This is a genomic window from Massilia sp. LMS1-1-1.1 (assembly GCF_040815535.1).
Classification (GTDB): Bacteria; Pseudomonadota; Gammaproteobacteria; order Burkholderiales; family Burkholderiaceae_D; genus Janthinobacterium; species Janthinobacterium aestuarii.
This window is the reverse complement of record NZ_JBFPNG010000056.1, coordinates 384,240-398,118: the sequence shown is the minus strand read 5'-3', so window position 1 is coordinate 398,118 and position 13,879 is coordinate 384,240. Positions and strand designations below refer to the sequence as shown.

Here is a 13,879-nt window from a genome sequence, read left to right as displayed (position 1 = left end):
ATTATCGTGAGTTCATTAACTTCAGGGTAATGAACATGGTAGCAGGTTGATTGTCGCGGCCCCGTTTTCGCTCTATCGTCAGGGTTCGATAGCTTAATTCGGAGGCAAGATGTCAACCGCCACAGCAGCGCCAGCGCAGCGGCAAAAACAATGGGACACGCGGCGCACCGAGAAGCGCCGCCGCCTGGACGCCGTGCGCCAGTACGCGAACGGCCCCGTGCTGCAGCAGGGCGACATGGTCGCCGTGCTCGAAGCGCTGCTCGCGCCGGGCGACCGCGTCGTCCTCGAAGGCAATAATCAGAAGCAGGCCGACTTCCTCGCCCGCATGCTGACCCAGGTCAATCCCGACAAGATCCACCATCTGCACCTGATCATGCCCAGCGTCAGCTTGCCCGAACACCTGGACCTGTTCGAGCGGGGCATCGCCCGCAAGCTCGATTTCTCGTTTGCCGGCACGCAAAGCCTGCGCATCGCCCAGTTCCTGCAGGATGGCTTGCTGGAAGTTGGCGCCATCCACACCTACATCGAGCTGTATGCGCGCCTGTTCGTCGACCTCACGCCCAACGTCGTCATGGTGGCCGGCTACATGGCCGACCGCCAGGGCAATCTGTACACGGGCCCCAGCACCGAGGACACGCCGACCCTGGTGGAATCGGCCGCCTTCCGCGACGGCATCGTCATCGCCCAGGTCAATCAGATCGTCGACGACGTCAGCGATTTACCCAGGGTCGACGTGCCCGGCTCATGGATCGATTTCGTCGTGCAATCCGACAAACCGTTCTTCATCGAACCGCTGTTTACCCGCGACCCGCGCGTGATCAAGCCCGTGCACGTGCTGATGGCCATGATGGCGATTCGCGGCGTGTATGAAAAACACCAGGTGCAGTCGCTCAATCACGGCATCGGTTTCAATACGGCCGCCATCGAGCTGATTTTACCCACGTATGGCGAGCAGCTGGGCCTGAAAGGCAAGATCTGCCGCAACTGGGTGCTGAACCCGCATCCGACCCTGATACCGGCCATCGAGACGGGCTGGGTCGAGAGCGTGCACTGCTTCGGCGCGGAACTGGGCATGGAAGGCTATGCGGCCGCGCGGCCCGACGTGTTCTTCACTGGCCGCGACGGCTCCATGCGCTCAAACCGCGCCCTGTGCCAGCTGGCGGGCCAGTACGCGGTCGACCTGTTCATCGGCGCCACCTTGCAGATGGATGGCCTGGGCAATTCGTCGACTGTGACGAATGGCCGGCTGGCCGGCTTTGGCGGCGCGCCGAACATGGGCCACGATCCGCATGGCCGGCGCCACCCGACGCCGGCCTGGCTGGACCTGATCGAAACCGATGATCCGCTCGCGCGCGGCAAGAAGCTGGTGGTGCAGATGGTCGAAACGTTCCAGGATGGCGGCCAGCCGACGATCGTCGAATCGCTCGATGCCGTGGCCGTGGGCCAGGCCAGCGGCATGCCGCTCGCGCCCGTGATGATCTATGGCGACGACGTCACGCACGTGCTGACGGAAGAGGGCATCGCCTACCTGTACAAGGCCCGCTCGCTCGATGAACGCAAGGCCATGCTGGCGGCTGTCGCCGGCGTGACGCCGATCGGCCTGCGCCACGACCCGAAGACGACGGCCAAATTGCGCGCCGACGGCCTGATCGCGCTGCCCGAGGATATCGGCGTGCAGCGCGGCGCGGCGAGCCGTTCGCTGCTGGCCGCGAAAAGCATCGCCGACCTGGTCGAATGGTCGGACGGCCTGTATCAACCACCCGCCAAATTCAGGAGCTGGTAATGATTGCAATGAGCACAATGATGACGATGACACCGGTGCGGGAACGCTGCGCCACGTTGGGACGGCAAGTGCTGCAGGCGCTGCTCGACGAAGTGACCTTGACGCCGAAACCTGGCCTGGTCGACTTGCGCAGCCGTGGCGCCCACACGGACTTGAACTGGGCCCTGATGTGCCATTCGGCCTGCGTGCTGGAGCCCGTGTTTGCCGCCATGGCCGACGCCGGCGCGCAGAGTGAAGACGACGACTTGCTGCGCCAGTGCATCGGCGCCATCGGCCGCGATGGCGAAGCGCTGATGCTGGCAGCCACGGGCGGCGTGAACACGCACCGTGGCGCCATCTGGGCACTGGGCCTCTTGGTGACGGCGGCGGCGCAGCAGGACGCGCGCGGCGCGTCGCTGGCGCCGCAGGCCGTGGCGGCGCGGGCCGGCGCGCTGGCCCGTTTGCACGACCGCGGCGCGCCTGGCGCCACCGGCAACAAGGGCGAGCTGGCATGCCGCCAGTACCAGGTCGACGGCGCGCGCGGCCAGGCCCGGGCCGGCTTTCCCCTGGTGACAGGCGTTGGGCTGGTGCAGCTGCATGCCTCTCGGGAGCGCGGCGACAACGAAACGACGGCGCGCCTGAACGCCTTGCTGGCCATAGTCAGCCAGCTGGACGACACCTGCGTGCTGTCGCGCGGCGGCGAATCGGCCTTGCTGGCAGTGCAGGCAGGCGCTGCGCGGGTGCTGGCGGCCGGCGGCGCGGCCACTGCCGCCGGCACCGAAGCGCTGCTGGCGCTGGAAGCGGTGGCGCTGGCGCGCGGCGTCTCGCCGGGCGGCGCGGCCGATCTGCTGGCGGCCACCCTGTTCCTCGACCGATTGACAGAAGGAGAAGCGCATGGAAACGCGTGACTATACATTCCCGGCCGGGCAGCCGGCGGCAGGGCGCGCGCTGGCCGGCGTCGTCGGCTCGGGCGACCTGGAAGTGCTGCTGCAGCCCGGCAGCGATGGCGTGACCCGCATCGTCGTCAACACCTCGGTCGATGGCAAGGGCGCCGTGTGGGATGCGCTGTTGCAGCGCGTATTCGGCGGCGAGCCGCTGCCGGCGGCGCGCATCGTCATCAACGATTGCGGCGCCACGCCGGGCGTGGTGCGCATGCGCATCGAACAAGCGTACGAAGAATTGCAAGCGGGGAGGGCGGCATGAGCACATTGCAGCAATTACTCGAGCGTGACAGCTTCATCGAACGGGGCGCGCGCAGCCGGGCCAAGGCCTTGCTGGATGCGGGCAGCATGCGCGAACTGCTTGACCCGTTCTGCGGCATCGCTTCGCCCTGGCTGCCGCAACAAGGCGTGACGGCCCAGGCGGATGATGGCGTGGTGGTGGCCAAGGGCCTGTTCGGCGGCCAGCCGGCCGTGGTGCTGGCCATCGAGGGCGCTTACCAAGGCGGCAGCATGGGTGAGGTGGGCGGCGCGAAGATCGCTGGCGCGCTGGAACTGGCGGCGCGCGACAACCGCAACGGCATACCGACGCGCGCCGTGATCCTGTTCGAGACGGGCGGCGTGCGCCTGCAGGAAGCCAACCTGGGCCTCGCTGCCATTGCCGACATCCATGCGGCCATCGTCGACCTGCGCCGTTACCAGCCTGTCATCGGCATTACGGCCGGCACCGTGGGCTGCTACGGCGGCATGTCGATCGCGGCAGGCTTGTGCAGCTACCTTGTCGTCACGCGCGAGGCGCGCCTGGGTCTCAACGGCCCCGCCGTGATCGAGCAGGAAGCGGGCGTGGACGAATTCGACTCGCGCAACAAACCGTTCATCTGGAGCCTGACGGGCGGCGAACAGCGCTTCCACAGCGGCCTGGCCGACGCCTATGTCGAAGACGACACGGCGCAGATGCGCGCCACGGTGGCCGAACTGTTCGCGCGTGGGGTGCCAGCACAGCACCGCAGCAGCCAGGCCGATGTTTTCCTCTCCCGCCTGGCGCAAGTGGACGCCGGCCCGCAAGCCACGCCGCAAGCCGTGCGCGCCATCTACAGCAAAGGAACCTCAGCATGAACGCCATCACCGATACGAGCCGCGGCGCCGTCTGGCTCGCGGCCCTGACACAGCATGCCGCGCCGCTGGACGGCTATCCGCCTTCCGTGCGCGTGGTCGACGCGCCGCTGGCGGGCGAAGCGGCGCGCTACATTGCCGTGCTGCCCGACCCGGACAACCGTTTTACGCGCGCCCGCACGGGTGAAGTCGGCCTGGTCGAGGCGTGGCAGCTGGCGCGCGCCGTGCGGCAGGTGGTGCTTGAAGACCGCGAGTTGGCCGTGAAACGCCCCATCGTCGCCGTCATCGACGTGGCCAGCCAGGCGTATGGCCGGCGTGAAGAGGCGTACGGCATTCACCAGGCGCTGGCCGGCGCGGCAGGCGCTTACGCCGAGGCGCGCCTGGCCGGCCATCCCGTGATCGGCCTGATCGTCGGCAAGGCCATGTCGGGCGCCTTCCTCGCGCACGGCTACCAGGCCAACCGCCTGATCGCGCTCGACGACCCGCAAGTGATGGTGCATGCGATGGGCAAGGCGTCGGCCGCGCGCATCACCTTGCGCACCGTGGAAGCACTCGAAGCGCTGGCCGCCACCATCGCGCCGATGGCCTACGACATTGGCAACTACGCCACCCTGGGCCTGCTGTGGCAAACCTTGCAGGTGGCGCAGCCCGACGATCCGTCGGCGCAGGACGCGGCCGCCGTCGAGGCCTGCCTGCGGGCGGCCCTGGCCGACATCCGCGCCGACCCGCTGCCGGACCTGTCCAGCCGCCTGGGTGCGCCGCACCGCCAGGCGTCGGCAAAAGTCAGGGAGGTGCTGGGGCAGCAGTGGTAGGGGAAACAACAGAGAAGACAGCAAGTCATTCCTATTCCTATAACGGAGACAAATCATGATCATTTACGGAACCGCACTGCTGGCGTTATGCCATTTGCTCGGCATCTTCCTGGGCGACCTGCTCGGGCAGCTGATGGGCGTCAAGACCAACGTGGGCGGCGTGGGCATCGCCATGCTGCTGCTGATCTGCGCCCGTCTCTACATGCAGCGGCGCGGCTGGCTGCCGCAGATGACGGAGCGGGGCGTCGAATACTGGGGCGCCATGTATATTCCCGTGGTGGTGGCGATGGCCGCGCAGCAGGACGTGGTGGCTGCCCTGCGCGGCGGGCCGGTGGCCGTGCTGGCCGCCATCGGTTCCGTGCTGGTCTGCGGCGCCGTCATTTCTCTGATTAACAGGATGGAAAACCCCGCCGCAGAAGCCGACTCGATGCTGATCAAGGAGCACCGTCATGCTTGAGCTCTTTGAAAAAGCCGCCATCCACAATGGCCTGGTGACGGCATTCGCCTTTGTCGGCCTGGTCATGCTGCTGTCGGTGGCGCTGTCGAAGTATCTGACCTTCGGCCGCGTGCATGGCTCGGCCATTGCCATCGTGATCGGTCTGGGGCTCGCTTACTGGGGCGGCGAGCATAGCGGCGGCCACAAGGGACTGGCCGATTTGTCGCTGTTCGGCGGCATCGGCCTGATGGGCGGCGCCATGCTGCGCGACTTTGCCATCGTCGCCACGGCCTTCGAAGTGCAGGCGACGGAAGCGCGCAAGGCTGGCCTGATCGGCGTCGTGGCGCTGATGCTGGGCGTGGTGCTGCCGTTTCTCGTCGGTGCCGGCGTCGCGTATGCATTTGGCTATTCGGACGCCGTCAGCATGACCACCATCGGCGCCGGCGCCGTCACCTACATCGTCGGCCCCGTCACGGGTGCGGCCATCGGCGCCAGTTCGGACGTCATGGCCCTGAGCATCGCGGCGGGTCTCATCAAGGCCATCCTGGTGATGGTGGGCACGCCCGCCGCGGCGCGTTTCCTGCGCCTGAAAACGCCGCGTTCGGCCATGGTCTTCGGCGGCCTGGCCGGCACCGTCAGCGGCGTCTCGGCGGGCCTTGCCGCCACCGACCGCAAACTGGTGCCGTATGGCGCGCTGGTGGCCACGTTTCACACGGGCCTGGGCTGCTTGCTGGGACCGTCCTTGCTGTTCTTCGCCGTCAAGGCGGTGGTGGCCTGATGGAAGCCTGGCGCGCGCATGATTTGCTGTGGTTGGACGGCTTGCCGGACGGCGCATCCTTGCCCGCCTGGGCCGACTCTGCCTGGCTGCGGGCGGCGCCGCTCGTGGTGCGGCGCGCCGGCACGGATCCCGGGCGCATCCCCGTGGGCATGCGCGGCCGGCTGCGCAGCGAACGGCATGCGTTCGAAGTGGATGCCGCCGCCGTCGTGCGCCGTGTGACGCCGGAAATGCTGGCGCATGCGCCAGTGCCGGATGTTTCCTGCGCCGCGCTCGACGCGCTGCGGCTGGTAGCGCCGCTGCTTCACGCCACGGGCTGGCCTTGGGGGCCGACGGGCGGCGTGGGTTTCGCGCTGGCCAGCGGCTTGCCCGTGCTGCGCGCCGACAGCGACCTCGATCTCGTGCTGCGCATCGGCGCGCCGCCCGATGGCGCCCAGGCCGACGCCCTGCGCGCCATCGCGGCCACTGTCACGGCGTGCCGGCTGGACCTGCAGATCGACACGGGCCGTGGCGGCTTTGCGTATGCCGAGTGGGCGGCGGGGCGGGGCCGGGTCTTGCTGAAAACGGATCACGGCCCGGTGCTGACGGCCACGCCATGGGAGCTGGCATGAGCGTCTTGTTTACCTTTCCCGGCCAGGGCGCCCAGACTCCGGGCATGCTGCATGCGTTGCCAGACGATCCTGCCGTGGCGGAGGCCCTGGCCGAAGCGGCTGAAGTGCTGGGCCACGATCCTTTGGCGCTGGACACGGCTGCCGCGCTGGCGTCGACGCGGGCCGTGCAACTGTGTTTGCTGATCGCGGGCGTGGCGGTGGCGCGTTCCCTGGCCGCACGCGGCGCGCTGCCCGACATGGTGGCCGGCTTTTCCATCGGAGAATATGCGGCGGCCGTCGTCGCCGGCGCGCTCGATTTCACCGACGCCGTGCGCCTGGTGGCGCGGCGCGGCGAGCTGATGGAACAAGCGTATCCGGCCGGCTACGGCATGGCGGCCATCATCGGCCTGGACCTGGCGCAGCTGGAACCCTTGCTGGCGCAAGTGCATGGCGCAGCAACCCCCGTGTATGTCGCCAATCTGAACGCGCCGCGCCAGATCGCCATAGCCGGCAGCGAGTCCGCCTTGCACGCCGTGATGGTGCTGGCCCTCGCGCATGGCGCCAGCAAGGCCAAGCGCCTGGCCGTCAGCGTGCCGTCGCACTGCCCGTTGATGGCCGCTGCCGCGGGCGATATGGCCGCCGCCTTCGATGGCGTGGTCGTGCGCCGCCCATCGCTCGTCTATCTGAACAGCAGCGCGGCGCGCACACTGTTCGACCCGGCCCGCATCCGCGACAGCCTGGCCGCCAACATGGCGCAGCGCGTGCATTGGAGCAGTACCGTGCGCCTGGCGTGGGAGCGGGGCGCACGGCTGGCGCTGGAAATGCCGCCCGGCAGCGTCCTGACGCGGCTGACGGCGCCAGACTTTACGGATGGCGTGGCCGTCTGCTGCGACGGCAACCGGGGCGACAGCCTGCTTGCGATGGTGAGGCGGGAGCGGGACCGCGCCGCGCCTTAGAGCCTGGCGCTCAGTCCAATCTGGAAGCCACGGCCCGGCAAGGGCGCGATGTATTTCAGTGGGGAGTTGTGCGGCCTGGCATCGTCATCGAGGAGGTTGGTGCCGCTGATGAACACGTCGATGCCGGCAAACGGCGAATTCGGCACCTGCAGTGCGCGGCTCACCTGGAAGTTCACCATGGTGTAGCCGTCGAGCGGCACTTCCTCGCTGACACTCTTGCCCAGGTACTTCTGCTTGTCATACCAGGTGCTGGAAAGCCTGCCCTTCCACCCCTTGTTTTCCCACAACAGATTCGCGCCATAGCGGTTGGTGGGCATGTTGGGCAGGTAGGCGCCGTCGTTGTGCGCACGCAGCTTGTCCGGATTGTCCGCCTTGTTCTTGACCAGGTCGGCAAAGGCGGAGAGGTTCAGCTTGCCGTAGCCGCCAAGCTGAATGAGCTGCGAGGCGTCGATCTCAAATCCCTTGACCGTCGTATCGGTCTGCTTCCAATATTTCAATGGCAGGCGGTTGGCCGTCTGCAGGCCCGAGTGGCCAAGGTACAGAAAGTTTTCATACTTCATGATGTAGCCGGTGGCGGACAGCTGGAAGCCGCGATGGCCGAACAATCCGGTAAGCTCGGTATTCCGCGCGCGCTCGGCCTTCAAATCCTGGTTGCCTTCTTCCTGGGTCATGATCGAATAGTGGCGGTTGCTCGCATACAATTCGTTGACGTCGGGCGCTCTTTCCGACGAGGCATGGCGCAGCTTGGCACCGAACAGCTGGCCCAGCTTGGCCGAGGCCCCCAGGCTATAGCTGTTCAGGCTGAACGACCTGTCCTCGAGTTTGGCGTTTTTCGCATTCCTTGACGTCTTGAATCCGCTTTGGCGGATGTCGTGCTCGACTTTTTCATGGCGAAAACCCGCATCGAAGGTGGCCCAATCGACGTCGAGGCTTTCCTTGACGAACAGCGCGCTGCTGGCCGTGCTCGCATCGGGAAGGTAAAGCTGCGGCCCGCTGCCGGTGACGTCGCGGGATTGATGGCTGAGGCCAAGCACGCCGCTCAATGGCCCCGCGCGCCGGTGCGCGAGCAGGAGCTCGGCTTGATTGGTGTCGAAGCGGTAGTCATTCGCCTTCGCCGCACCCAGGCGTTCCCCAGACGTATTGTTCAGGCGCGACACGCGCAGCTGCGCGCTTTCCATATACGCGACGGGGTCGCGCAGGGTGGCTTCCAGCGCATATTTATCCTGGCTGACCACGACGCCGACGGGCAACCCCTCGTCATAATTCGATCCGAAAGACTTGTTTTCCATGGAAAAGCCCGGCACGCCATAGTCGCTATTCTTGGTGTCGAGGCTGACGGCCACGTGGCCGCGATCGAAAAAATAGGTGCTGCCGACGGCAAAGTGGGAATTGCTGGCATGGCTGTTGCCCAGGGTGCCGTGGTAATCGGGTGTCACGTCCTTGTTGATCTTGTTCTGCACCGTCTTTGGCGTACCCGGCACGTAAGCGGGGTTGGCCGGATTGACGTAGGTCTTGCGCTGCCATACGGACGTCGGCTGATTCGTATAGAAGGAAAAATCGCCATCCGCCCAGTCAGGATTTTCCGTCATGAACTGGTCGATAAACGGTTGCGAAGCCTTGTTGTAGACTTGCTGGATCCGCGCTTCTTTCTGGCAACTGTCGGCCAGGAAGGTATTCACGCCGCCCCTCGAAGGGAACAGCTGGCTGTTGCACACGCCGGCCTTGCTGTTGCCAGGAATATCGTAGTGCCCGATCTTCTGGAATGACATCTGCAGATTCGTCGAGAAGCGCTTTCCATCGTTGAAATTCATGCGCAAGCCTTGCGCGTCGGCATCGTTGAAGCCCTTGCGCAGCACCAGCTCCAGGTCTTTCTCCTTGCTCTCCATCTTCCTGGAAATGAGGCCGGAATCGACGTCGACGCTGCCGCCGATCGCATTGCCGCCGAAACGTACGCTGTCGGACGATTTGTTCACGCTCACGCTGCGCGCAAACAGCGGATCGAACGGGATGTTGATGTCGCCGCTGAGCGCATTCATGCCGAGGATGGACTGGCCATCCTCGAGAATTTGCACGCGGCTGCCACTGAGGCTGCGAATCACGGGGGCGCCGGCATTCGGGCCGAAGGCGCTGCTTTGCACGCCCGAGACATGCTCGAGCATGCCGCCCAGGGTCCTGTTCTGCGCTTGTGTATTTTCGACCAGCACGACGCTGTCGATGCTGGAAGGCCTGTCCGCGCGGACTTTGATGGTTTGCAATGTGACGTCGTCCGCCGCGTAAGCGAGCGGGGCAGTGGACAGCATGGCGGCTGCGAATACGTGATGGCGCATAGGACTCTCTAAAAGGCGTATGGGATGCTGGCGCTGGACGCAGGCGCAGCGCGAAGGTGTAGATGCAATTGAGTTGCAATAATAGCTGGTGCCTAATGCTATTGCAAGTAAACTGCATTAGTCGAGCGGAAAGCGCAGCGCGGACAGCCGGCATGTGCCGGCTACCGTGTAGCAAAGTGCGGAGGTGGGATGGCCGCTATTATTAGTTGCGCGTGTGCGGCGCAGGCCGAAGGAGTCCGCCTGCGCCCTTGTGAAGCGGTTGCTTCAGGTGGATTGCTGGGGCTTTTTCGCCTGCAGGCGGCGCGAACGCCGCTTTCTTTCCCAGATGACGATGCCCGTCACGGACAGCATGGCCACCATCACGCCCATGAAGGACATCATGATGCGTCCCGGCATGCCGAGGATGCGGCCCGAGTGCAGGGGGAATTGCAGTTGCACGAAGACGTCGGCGGCTGTGCCATCCCATGGCTTGTGCTGGCCGATGATGCTGCCGTCCATGCCGTCGACGTACAGGTTCGACAAGCCCATGCCGGCCGTGCCGAATTCATCGGCCGGGTCGAAGAAGGAGACGTTGTAGAACGAGTAATTGCCGCCGTAATAAATACCGCCGATGGGTGAGGTGATGCCGCGCTGCACGGCCTGCTTTTTGGCGATGGCGACGGCTTGCTCGAAGCCGATCACGGGCGTGATGTAGGTGCCGTACGGTGCCGGTGTCTGCGTTTCATACGGACCCGGCGTGGTGGTCGAGACGAGCGACATGACGGGATAGAACACTTCGCGGTACAGGTTCAGCGAGAACGACGTGAACGCGACGACGATGATGATGGCCCACACCCACAGGCCGCCCGCGCGGTGCAAATCGAAATTGAGCTTGTAGCCGCCGGCCGCCCAGCGCACCACCCACGATGGTTTCCAGCGCTGCCACCAGTTGGCGGCGTCGCGGTGGCGCGGCGCCTCGTCATGCGCGCGCGGGCGCAAGCGGCGCGGCGTGGTCAGATAAAACGCCACCATGCTGTCGAGCAGCCAGATCAGGGCCACCGTGCCCATCAGCCAGTAGCCCCAGCGGTCCGTGCCCCAGAAGGCGGGTACGTGCAGGCTGTAGTGCAGGTGGCGCAAGAATGGCATCAGGCTGCGGCGCGACAGGGAAATGGCCGTCGAATCGCGCGTGCCCGTGATCTGCGCCGTGACGGGATCGATGTAGACGGTGTTGTAGTCGAGCACGAACGGCTTGTTCGTGGCCGGATCGGTGAGCGGGCGCACCATGAAGGCACCCGCATGGCCTTCTTCCAGGCCCAGGGTCATGTAATTGACTTCCACGCGCGGGTCGGCGGCGGCCACTTTTTGCGCCAGCACGAACGGCGGCTGCAGGGCACCGCGGCCTGGCGTTTCCATGATGTCGGCGTTGAGCCATTCGTCCAGTTCGTGGTCCCACGACGTGACGGCGCCCGTGAGGCCCGCGACGATGAGGAAGAGGGCAATGGTGAGGCCGGCCCAGCGGTGTATGACAGTCCAGAAAGCGCGCATGCGGTACAAACCTTCAACATAAAACCGGCTTGTTGCCGCCAGCGGGCGCCACTGGGGCGCACAGGGAAAAGCCAAGTATGGGCCTGGTACAGGCCTGTTATTTTGATAATGGGAATCGTTCTCATTATCCGCCGTGGCGTGGCGTTTGTCCAGCGCCAATGGTGTTGCCTCGAGTCAAATGGCGCATGCTAAGATGCTAGCAAGAAGTTAATTTACATTCCACATGGAAATATTCAAGGTTAAAGCGGCATGCGTATAGAAGATCGGAACAATGTCCGCGTGAGCGAACGCAGCGGTACGGCGCAGGCGGGCGCGGCAACCACCATGGTGTTCATGCATGGTTTTGGCTGCGATCAAACCATGTGGCGCTACCTGGAGCCCCTGTTTCGTCCGCACTACCGCACCGTGCTGTTCGATCTGGTCGGCAGTGGCGCTTCCGACCAGGGCGCCTATGATTTCGATCGCTATGCGCGGCTCGATGCGCATGGCGCCGATTTGCGCCAGGTCATCCATGCCGTTGGCGGCGGTCCCGTGATTTGCGTCGGTCATTCCGTCAGCGCCATGAGCGCCTTGCTGGCCACGATTGCCGAGCCGGACTTGTTCGCCGCGCAAGTCATGCTGGCGCCGTCGCCGTGCTATGTCGACGATGCGGCGGCTGGCTACCGGGGCGGCTTCAGCCGTGCCGATATCGACGACCTGCTTGATGCCATGGACAGCAATTACCTGGGCTGGTCCGCCAGCATGGCACCTGCCATCATGGGCGCGCCCGGGCAGCCGGGGCTGGGAGACGATCTTGTGAACAGTTTTTGCCGCACGGATCCGGCCATTGCCCGGCATTTCGCGCAAACCACTTTTTTGTCCGACCACCGCGCCATCTTGCCGCGCAACAGCACGCCGGCCTTGATCGTGCAATGCAGCGACGACTTCATCGCGCCACCATCCGTGGGCGAGTACTTGCGCGAGATGCTGCCGCGCAGCAGCCTGCACGTGGTCGACAATGTCGGCCATTGCCCGCACATGAGCGCGCCCGATGCCAGTTACCGCGCCATCCGCCGCTTTCTCGACGGCCTGCACCTGTAATGCGCGACACCATGCCTTCCTTGCCTGATACCAGTACCTTGTTCCAGCACGCGGCCTGCGGCTTGCTGCTGTGCACGGCCGACGGCACCATCGTGCAGGCGAACGCCACCTTTTGCGGCTGGCTCGGCTATGGCGCCGCGGAAGTGCTCGGGAAAAAGAAACTGCAAGACTTGCTGACCATCGGCGGGCGCGTGTTCCACCAGACGCACTGGCTGCCGCTGATGCAGGTGCAGGGCAGCGTGTCGGAAATTCTGCTCGACATGCGCCAGCGCCAGGGGCAATCCATACCGATGCTGTTCAACGCCGTGCGCCGCGTGCACGAGGGCGTGCGTTATGACGAGATCGCCGTCTTTGTCGCCAGCGACCGGCGCAAATACGAACAGCAGCTGCAGCTGGCGCGCAAGGAGGCTGGCGAACTCAACGAGCGGCTGGCGGCCGCCGACCGGCGCAAGGACGAGTTCCTGGCGACCCTGGCGCACGAGTTGCGCAATCCGCTGGCGCCCATGCGCAATGTGCTGGAAGTGCTGCGCCTGGCGCAGCTGGACGATCCGCAGTTGCGCTGGGCCCGCGACGTGCTTGGCCGGCAAGTGGCGCACATGACGCACCTGGTCGACGATTTGATGGAAGTGTCGCGCATCACGCAGGGGCGCCTGGAACTGCGCCGCGCCAGCGTGGAGCTGGCCCCCGTGGTGGAAGCGGCCCTGCACAGCGTGGCGGAACTGGCCGCGCAGTCCGGCCACGCGGTGCACGTGGAACAATGGCCGCAAGCCATCTGGCTCGACGCCGACGCCACGCGCCTGGGGCAGATGATCACCAACCTGCTGACCAACGCCGTCAAGTACACGCCCGCCAACGGCATCATCGGGCTGGAAGTGGCATGCACGGAAAACGACGTGCACATTACCGTGCGCGATTCGGGCATCGGCATCGCGCCCGAGCACCTGGACAAGGTCTTCGACATGTTTTCGCAGCTGGAGCCGGCCCTGTCGCGGGCACAGGGCGGCCTGGGCATCGGCCTGTCGCTGGTGCGCGGCCTGGCCGAATTGCATGGCGGCAGCATCAGCGCGCACAGCGATGGCGTGGGGCTGGGCAGCACCTTCATATTGCGCCTGCCGCTGCCCGCCGTGCCGCTGCAAGCGCCGCCCGAGCCCAACCGCCGCTTGCTGGCTGGCACGCGCGAGGGCAAGGTGCTGGTTATCGACGACAGCGCCGACGCGGCCGAAAGCCTGGCGCTGGCGCTCGACATCCTCGGCTATGAAGTGCGCACGGCCTATGACGGCCCGGCCGGCATGGCGGCCGCGCAAGTGTTCATGCCGCAAGTCATCTTGCTCGACATCGGCTTGCCGGACATGAACGGCTACGACGTGGCACGGCTGTTGCGTAGTGAACCCTGCGGCAAGGACGCCATCCTCGTGGCCGTCACGGGCTGGGGCCAGGACAAGGATCGCCAGATGGCATCCGATGCGGGCTTCGATCTGCACCTGACCAAGCCCGTGGATTTTTATGAGCTCGATGCGGTGCTGCAGAAGATGCTGCGGGCGGAGTGAGGAGGGCATCAGCAAAATG

The 13,879-nt window shown here is 65.5% G+C and carries 13 protein-coding genes; 11 read left to right on the top strand and 2 right to left on the bottom strand.

Features of this window, described 5'->3' with window-relative positions; translation table 11 throughout:
- Positions 1–109: 109 nt before the first annotated feature.
- The 9 genes from mdcA to mdcH are packed head-to-tail and all read left to right on the top strand — an operon-like array spanning position 110 to position 7,382.
- Positions 110–1,783, top strand: a complete 1,674-nt coding sequence (gene mdcA / locus MRBLMS1_RS26420) for a malonate decarboxylase subunit alpha (RefSeq protein ID WP_485883186.1) — start codon at positions 110–112, stop codon at positions 1,781–1,783.
- A complete protein-coding gene (locus MRBLMS1_RS26415) occupies positions 1,783–2,670 on the top strand; it encodes a triphosphoribosyl-dephospho-CoA synthase (protein ID WP_485883184.1) in 888 nt (295 codons plus the stop codon). The genes mdcA and MRBLMS1_RS26415 overlap by 1 nt, the downstream gene beginning before the upstream one ends.
- The gene (locus tag MRBLMS1_RS26410) at positions 2,657–2,965 is read left to right on the top strand and encodes a malonate decarboxylase subunit delta (protein ID WP_034751150.1); all 309 of its coding nucleotides are present in this window, start codon (positions 2,657–2,659) and stop codon (positions 2,963–2,965) included. The genes MRBLMS1_RS26415 and MRBLMS1_RS26410 overlap by 14 nt, the downstream gene beginning before the upstream one ends.
- The gene (locus tag MRBLMS1_RS26405; protein ID WP_485883181.1) at positions 2,962–3,816 is read left to right on the top strand and encodes a biotin-independent malonate decarboxylase subunit beta; all 855 of its coding nucleotides are present in this window, start codon (positions 2,962–2,964) and stop codon (positions 3,814–3,816) included. Before MRBLMS1_RS26410 ends, MRBLMS1_RS26405 begins: the two co-directional genes overlap by 4 nt.
- Entirely contained in the window at positions 3,813–4,625 is an 813-nt protein-coding gene (gene mdcE, locus MRBLMS1_RS26400) for a biotin-independent malonate decarboxylase subunit gamma (protein WP_485883179.1), read from the top strand. The genes MRBLMS1_RS26405 and mdcE overlap by 4 nt, the downstream gene beginning before the upstream one ends.
- 55 nt (positions 4,626–4,680) lie before the next feature.
- Complete coding sequence (gene madL / locus MRBLMS1_RS26395; protein WP_485883177.1) at positions 4,681–5,082, top strand: malonate transporter subunit MadL; 402 nt, start codon at positions 4,681–4,683, stop codon at positions 5,080–5,082.
- The gene (madM, locus tag MRBLMS1_RS26390; RefSeq protein WP_485883175.1) at positions 5,075–5,839 is read left to right on the top strand and encodes a malonate transporter subunit MadM; all 765 of its coding nucleotides are present in this window, start codon (positions 5,075–5,077) and stop codon (positions 5,837–5,839) included. Before madL ends, madM begins: the two co-directional genes overlap by 8 nt.
- Positions 5,839–6,447 (top strand): malonate decarboxylase holo-ACP synthase, encoded by a 609-nt coding sequence (locus MRBLMS1_RS26385; RefSeq protein ID WP_485883173.1) that lies wholly within the window; start codon positions 5,839–5,841, stop codon positions 6,445–6,447. Before madM ends, MRBLMS1_RS26385 begins: the two co-directional genes overlap by 1 nt.
- Positions 6,444–7,382: a malonate decarboxylase subunit epsilon gene (gene mdcH / locus MRBLMS1_RS26380; protein WP_485883171.1), complete on the top strand. Its 939-nt coding sequence runs from the start codon at positions 6,444–6,446 to the stop codon at positions 7,380–7,382. Before MRBLMS1_RS26385 ends, mdcH begins: the two co-directional genes overlap by 4 nt.
- On the opposite strand, the gene MRBLMS1_RS26375 is transcribed toward mdcH, so the two are convergent.
- Together MRBLMS1_RS26375 and MRBLMS1_RS26370 are read right to left on the bottom strand one after the other, a co-directional pair.
- Entirely contained in the window at positions 7,379–9,682 is a 2,304-nt protein-coding gene (locus MRBLMS1_RS26375; protein ID WP_485883169.1) for a TonB-dependent receptor, read from the bottom strand. The genes mdcH and MRBLMS1_RS26375 overlap by 4 nt on opposite strands.
- 291 nt (positions 9,683–9,973) lie before the next feature.
- Positions 9,974–11,233, bottom strand: coding sequence for a PepSY-associated TM helix domain-containing protein (locus tag MRBLMS1_RS26370; RefSeq protein ID WP_485883167.1), 1,260 nt, complete (start codon positions 11,231–11,233; stop codon positions 9,974–9,976).
- 249 nt (positions 11,234–11,482) lie between these two features.
- Here MRBLMS1_RS26370 and MRBLMS1_RS26365 point away from each other — a divergent pair, with 249 nt between their 5' ends.
- Both MRBLMS1_RS26365 and MRBLMS1_RS26360 read left to right on the top strand, forming a co-directional pair.
- On the top strand, positions 11,483–12,313 hold the full coding sequence (locus tag MRBLMS1_RS26365; protein WP_485883165.1) for an alpha/beta fold hydrolase: 831 nt from the start codon (positions 11,483–11,485) through the stop codon (positions 12,311–12,313).
- Positions 12,314–12,324: 11 nt separating this feature from the next.
- Positions 12,325–13,860 carry a hybrid sensor histidine kinase/response regulator gene (locus MRBLMS1_RS26360; RefSeq protein WP_485883163.1) on the top strand — a complete coding sequence of 512 codons (1,536 nt, stop codon included), beginning with the start codon at positions 12,325–12,327 and terminating at the stop codon, positions 13,858–13,860.
- Positions 13,861–13,879: the final 19 nt, after the last annotated feature.

Bases quoted from the DNA above. Each gene is read 5' to 3' on its own strand.
- mdcA (WP_485883186.1), top strand. From the start codon at position 110: ATGTCAACCGCCACAGCAGCGCCAGCGCAGCGGCAAAAACAATGGGAC.
- madM (WP_485883175.1), top strand. From the start codon at position 5,075: ATGCTTGAGCTCTTTGAAAAAGCCGCCATCCACAATGGCCTGGTGACG.
- MRBLMS1_RS26370 (WP_485883167.1), bottom strand. From the start codon at position 11,233: ATGCGCGCTTTCTGGACTGTCATACACCGCTGGGCCGGCCTCACCATT.
- madL (WP_485883177.1), top strand. From the start codon at position 4,681: ATGATCATTTACGGAACCGCACTGCTGGCGTTATGCCATTTGCTCGGC.
- MRBLMS1_RS26385 (WP_485883173.1), top strand. From the start codon at position 5,839: ATGGAAGCCTGGCGCGCGCATGATTTGCTGTGGTTGGACGGCTTGCCG.
- MRBLMS1_RS26410 (WP_034751150.1), top strand. From the start codon at position 2,657: ATGGAAACGCGTGACTATACATTCCCGGCCGGGCAGCCGGCGGCAGGG.
- MRBLMS1_RS26365 (WP_485883165.1), top strand. From the start codon at position 11,483: ATGCGTATAGAAGATCGGAACAATGTCCGCGTGAGCGAACGCAGCGGT.
- mdcE (WP_485883179.1), top strand. From the start codon at position 3,813: ATGAACGCCATCACCGATACGAGCCGCGGCGCCGTCTGGCTCGCGGCC.
- MRBLMS1_RS26405 (WP_485883181.1), top strand. From the start codon at position 2,962: ATGAGCACATTGCAGCAATTACTCGAGCGTGACAGCTTCATCGAACGG.
- MRBLMS1_RS26360 (WP_485883163.1), top strand. From the start codon at position 12,325: ATGCCTTCCTTGCCTGATACCAGTACCTTGTTCCAGCACGCGGCCTGC.
- MRBLMS1_RS26415 (WP_485883184.1), top strand. From the start codon at position 1,783: ATGATTGCAATGAGCACAATGATGACGATGACACCGGTGCGGGAACGC.
- MRBLMS1_RS26375 (WP_485883169.1), bottom strand. From the start codon at position 9,682: ATGCTGTCCACTGCCCCGCTCGCTTACGCGGCGGACGACGTCACATTG.
- mdcH (WP_485883171.1), top strand. From the start codon at position 6,444: ATGAGCGTCTTGTTTACCTTTCCCGGCCAGGGCGCCCAGACTCCGGGC.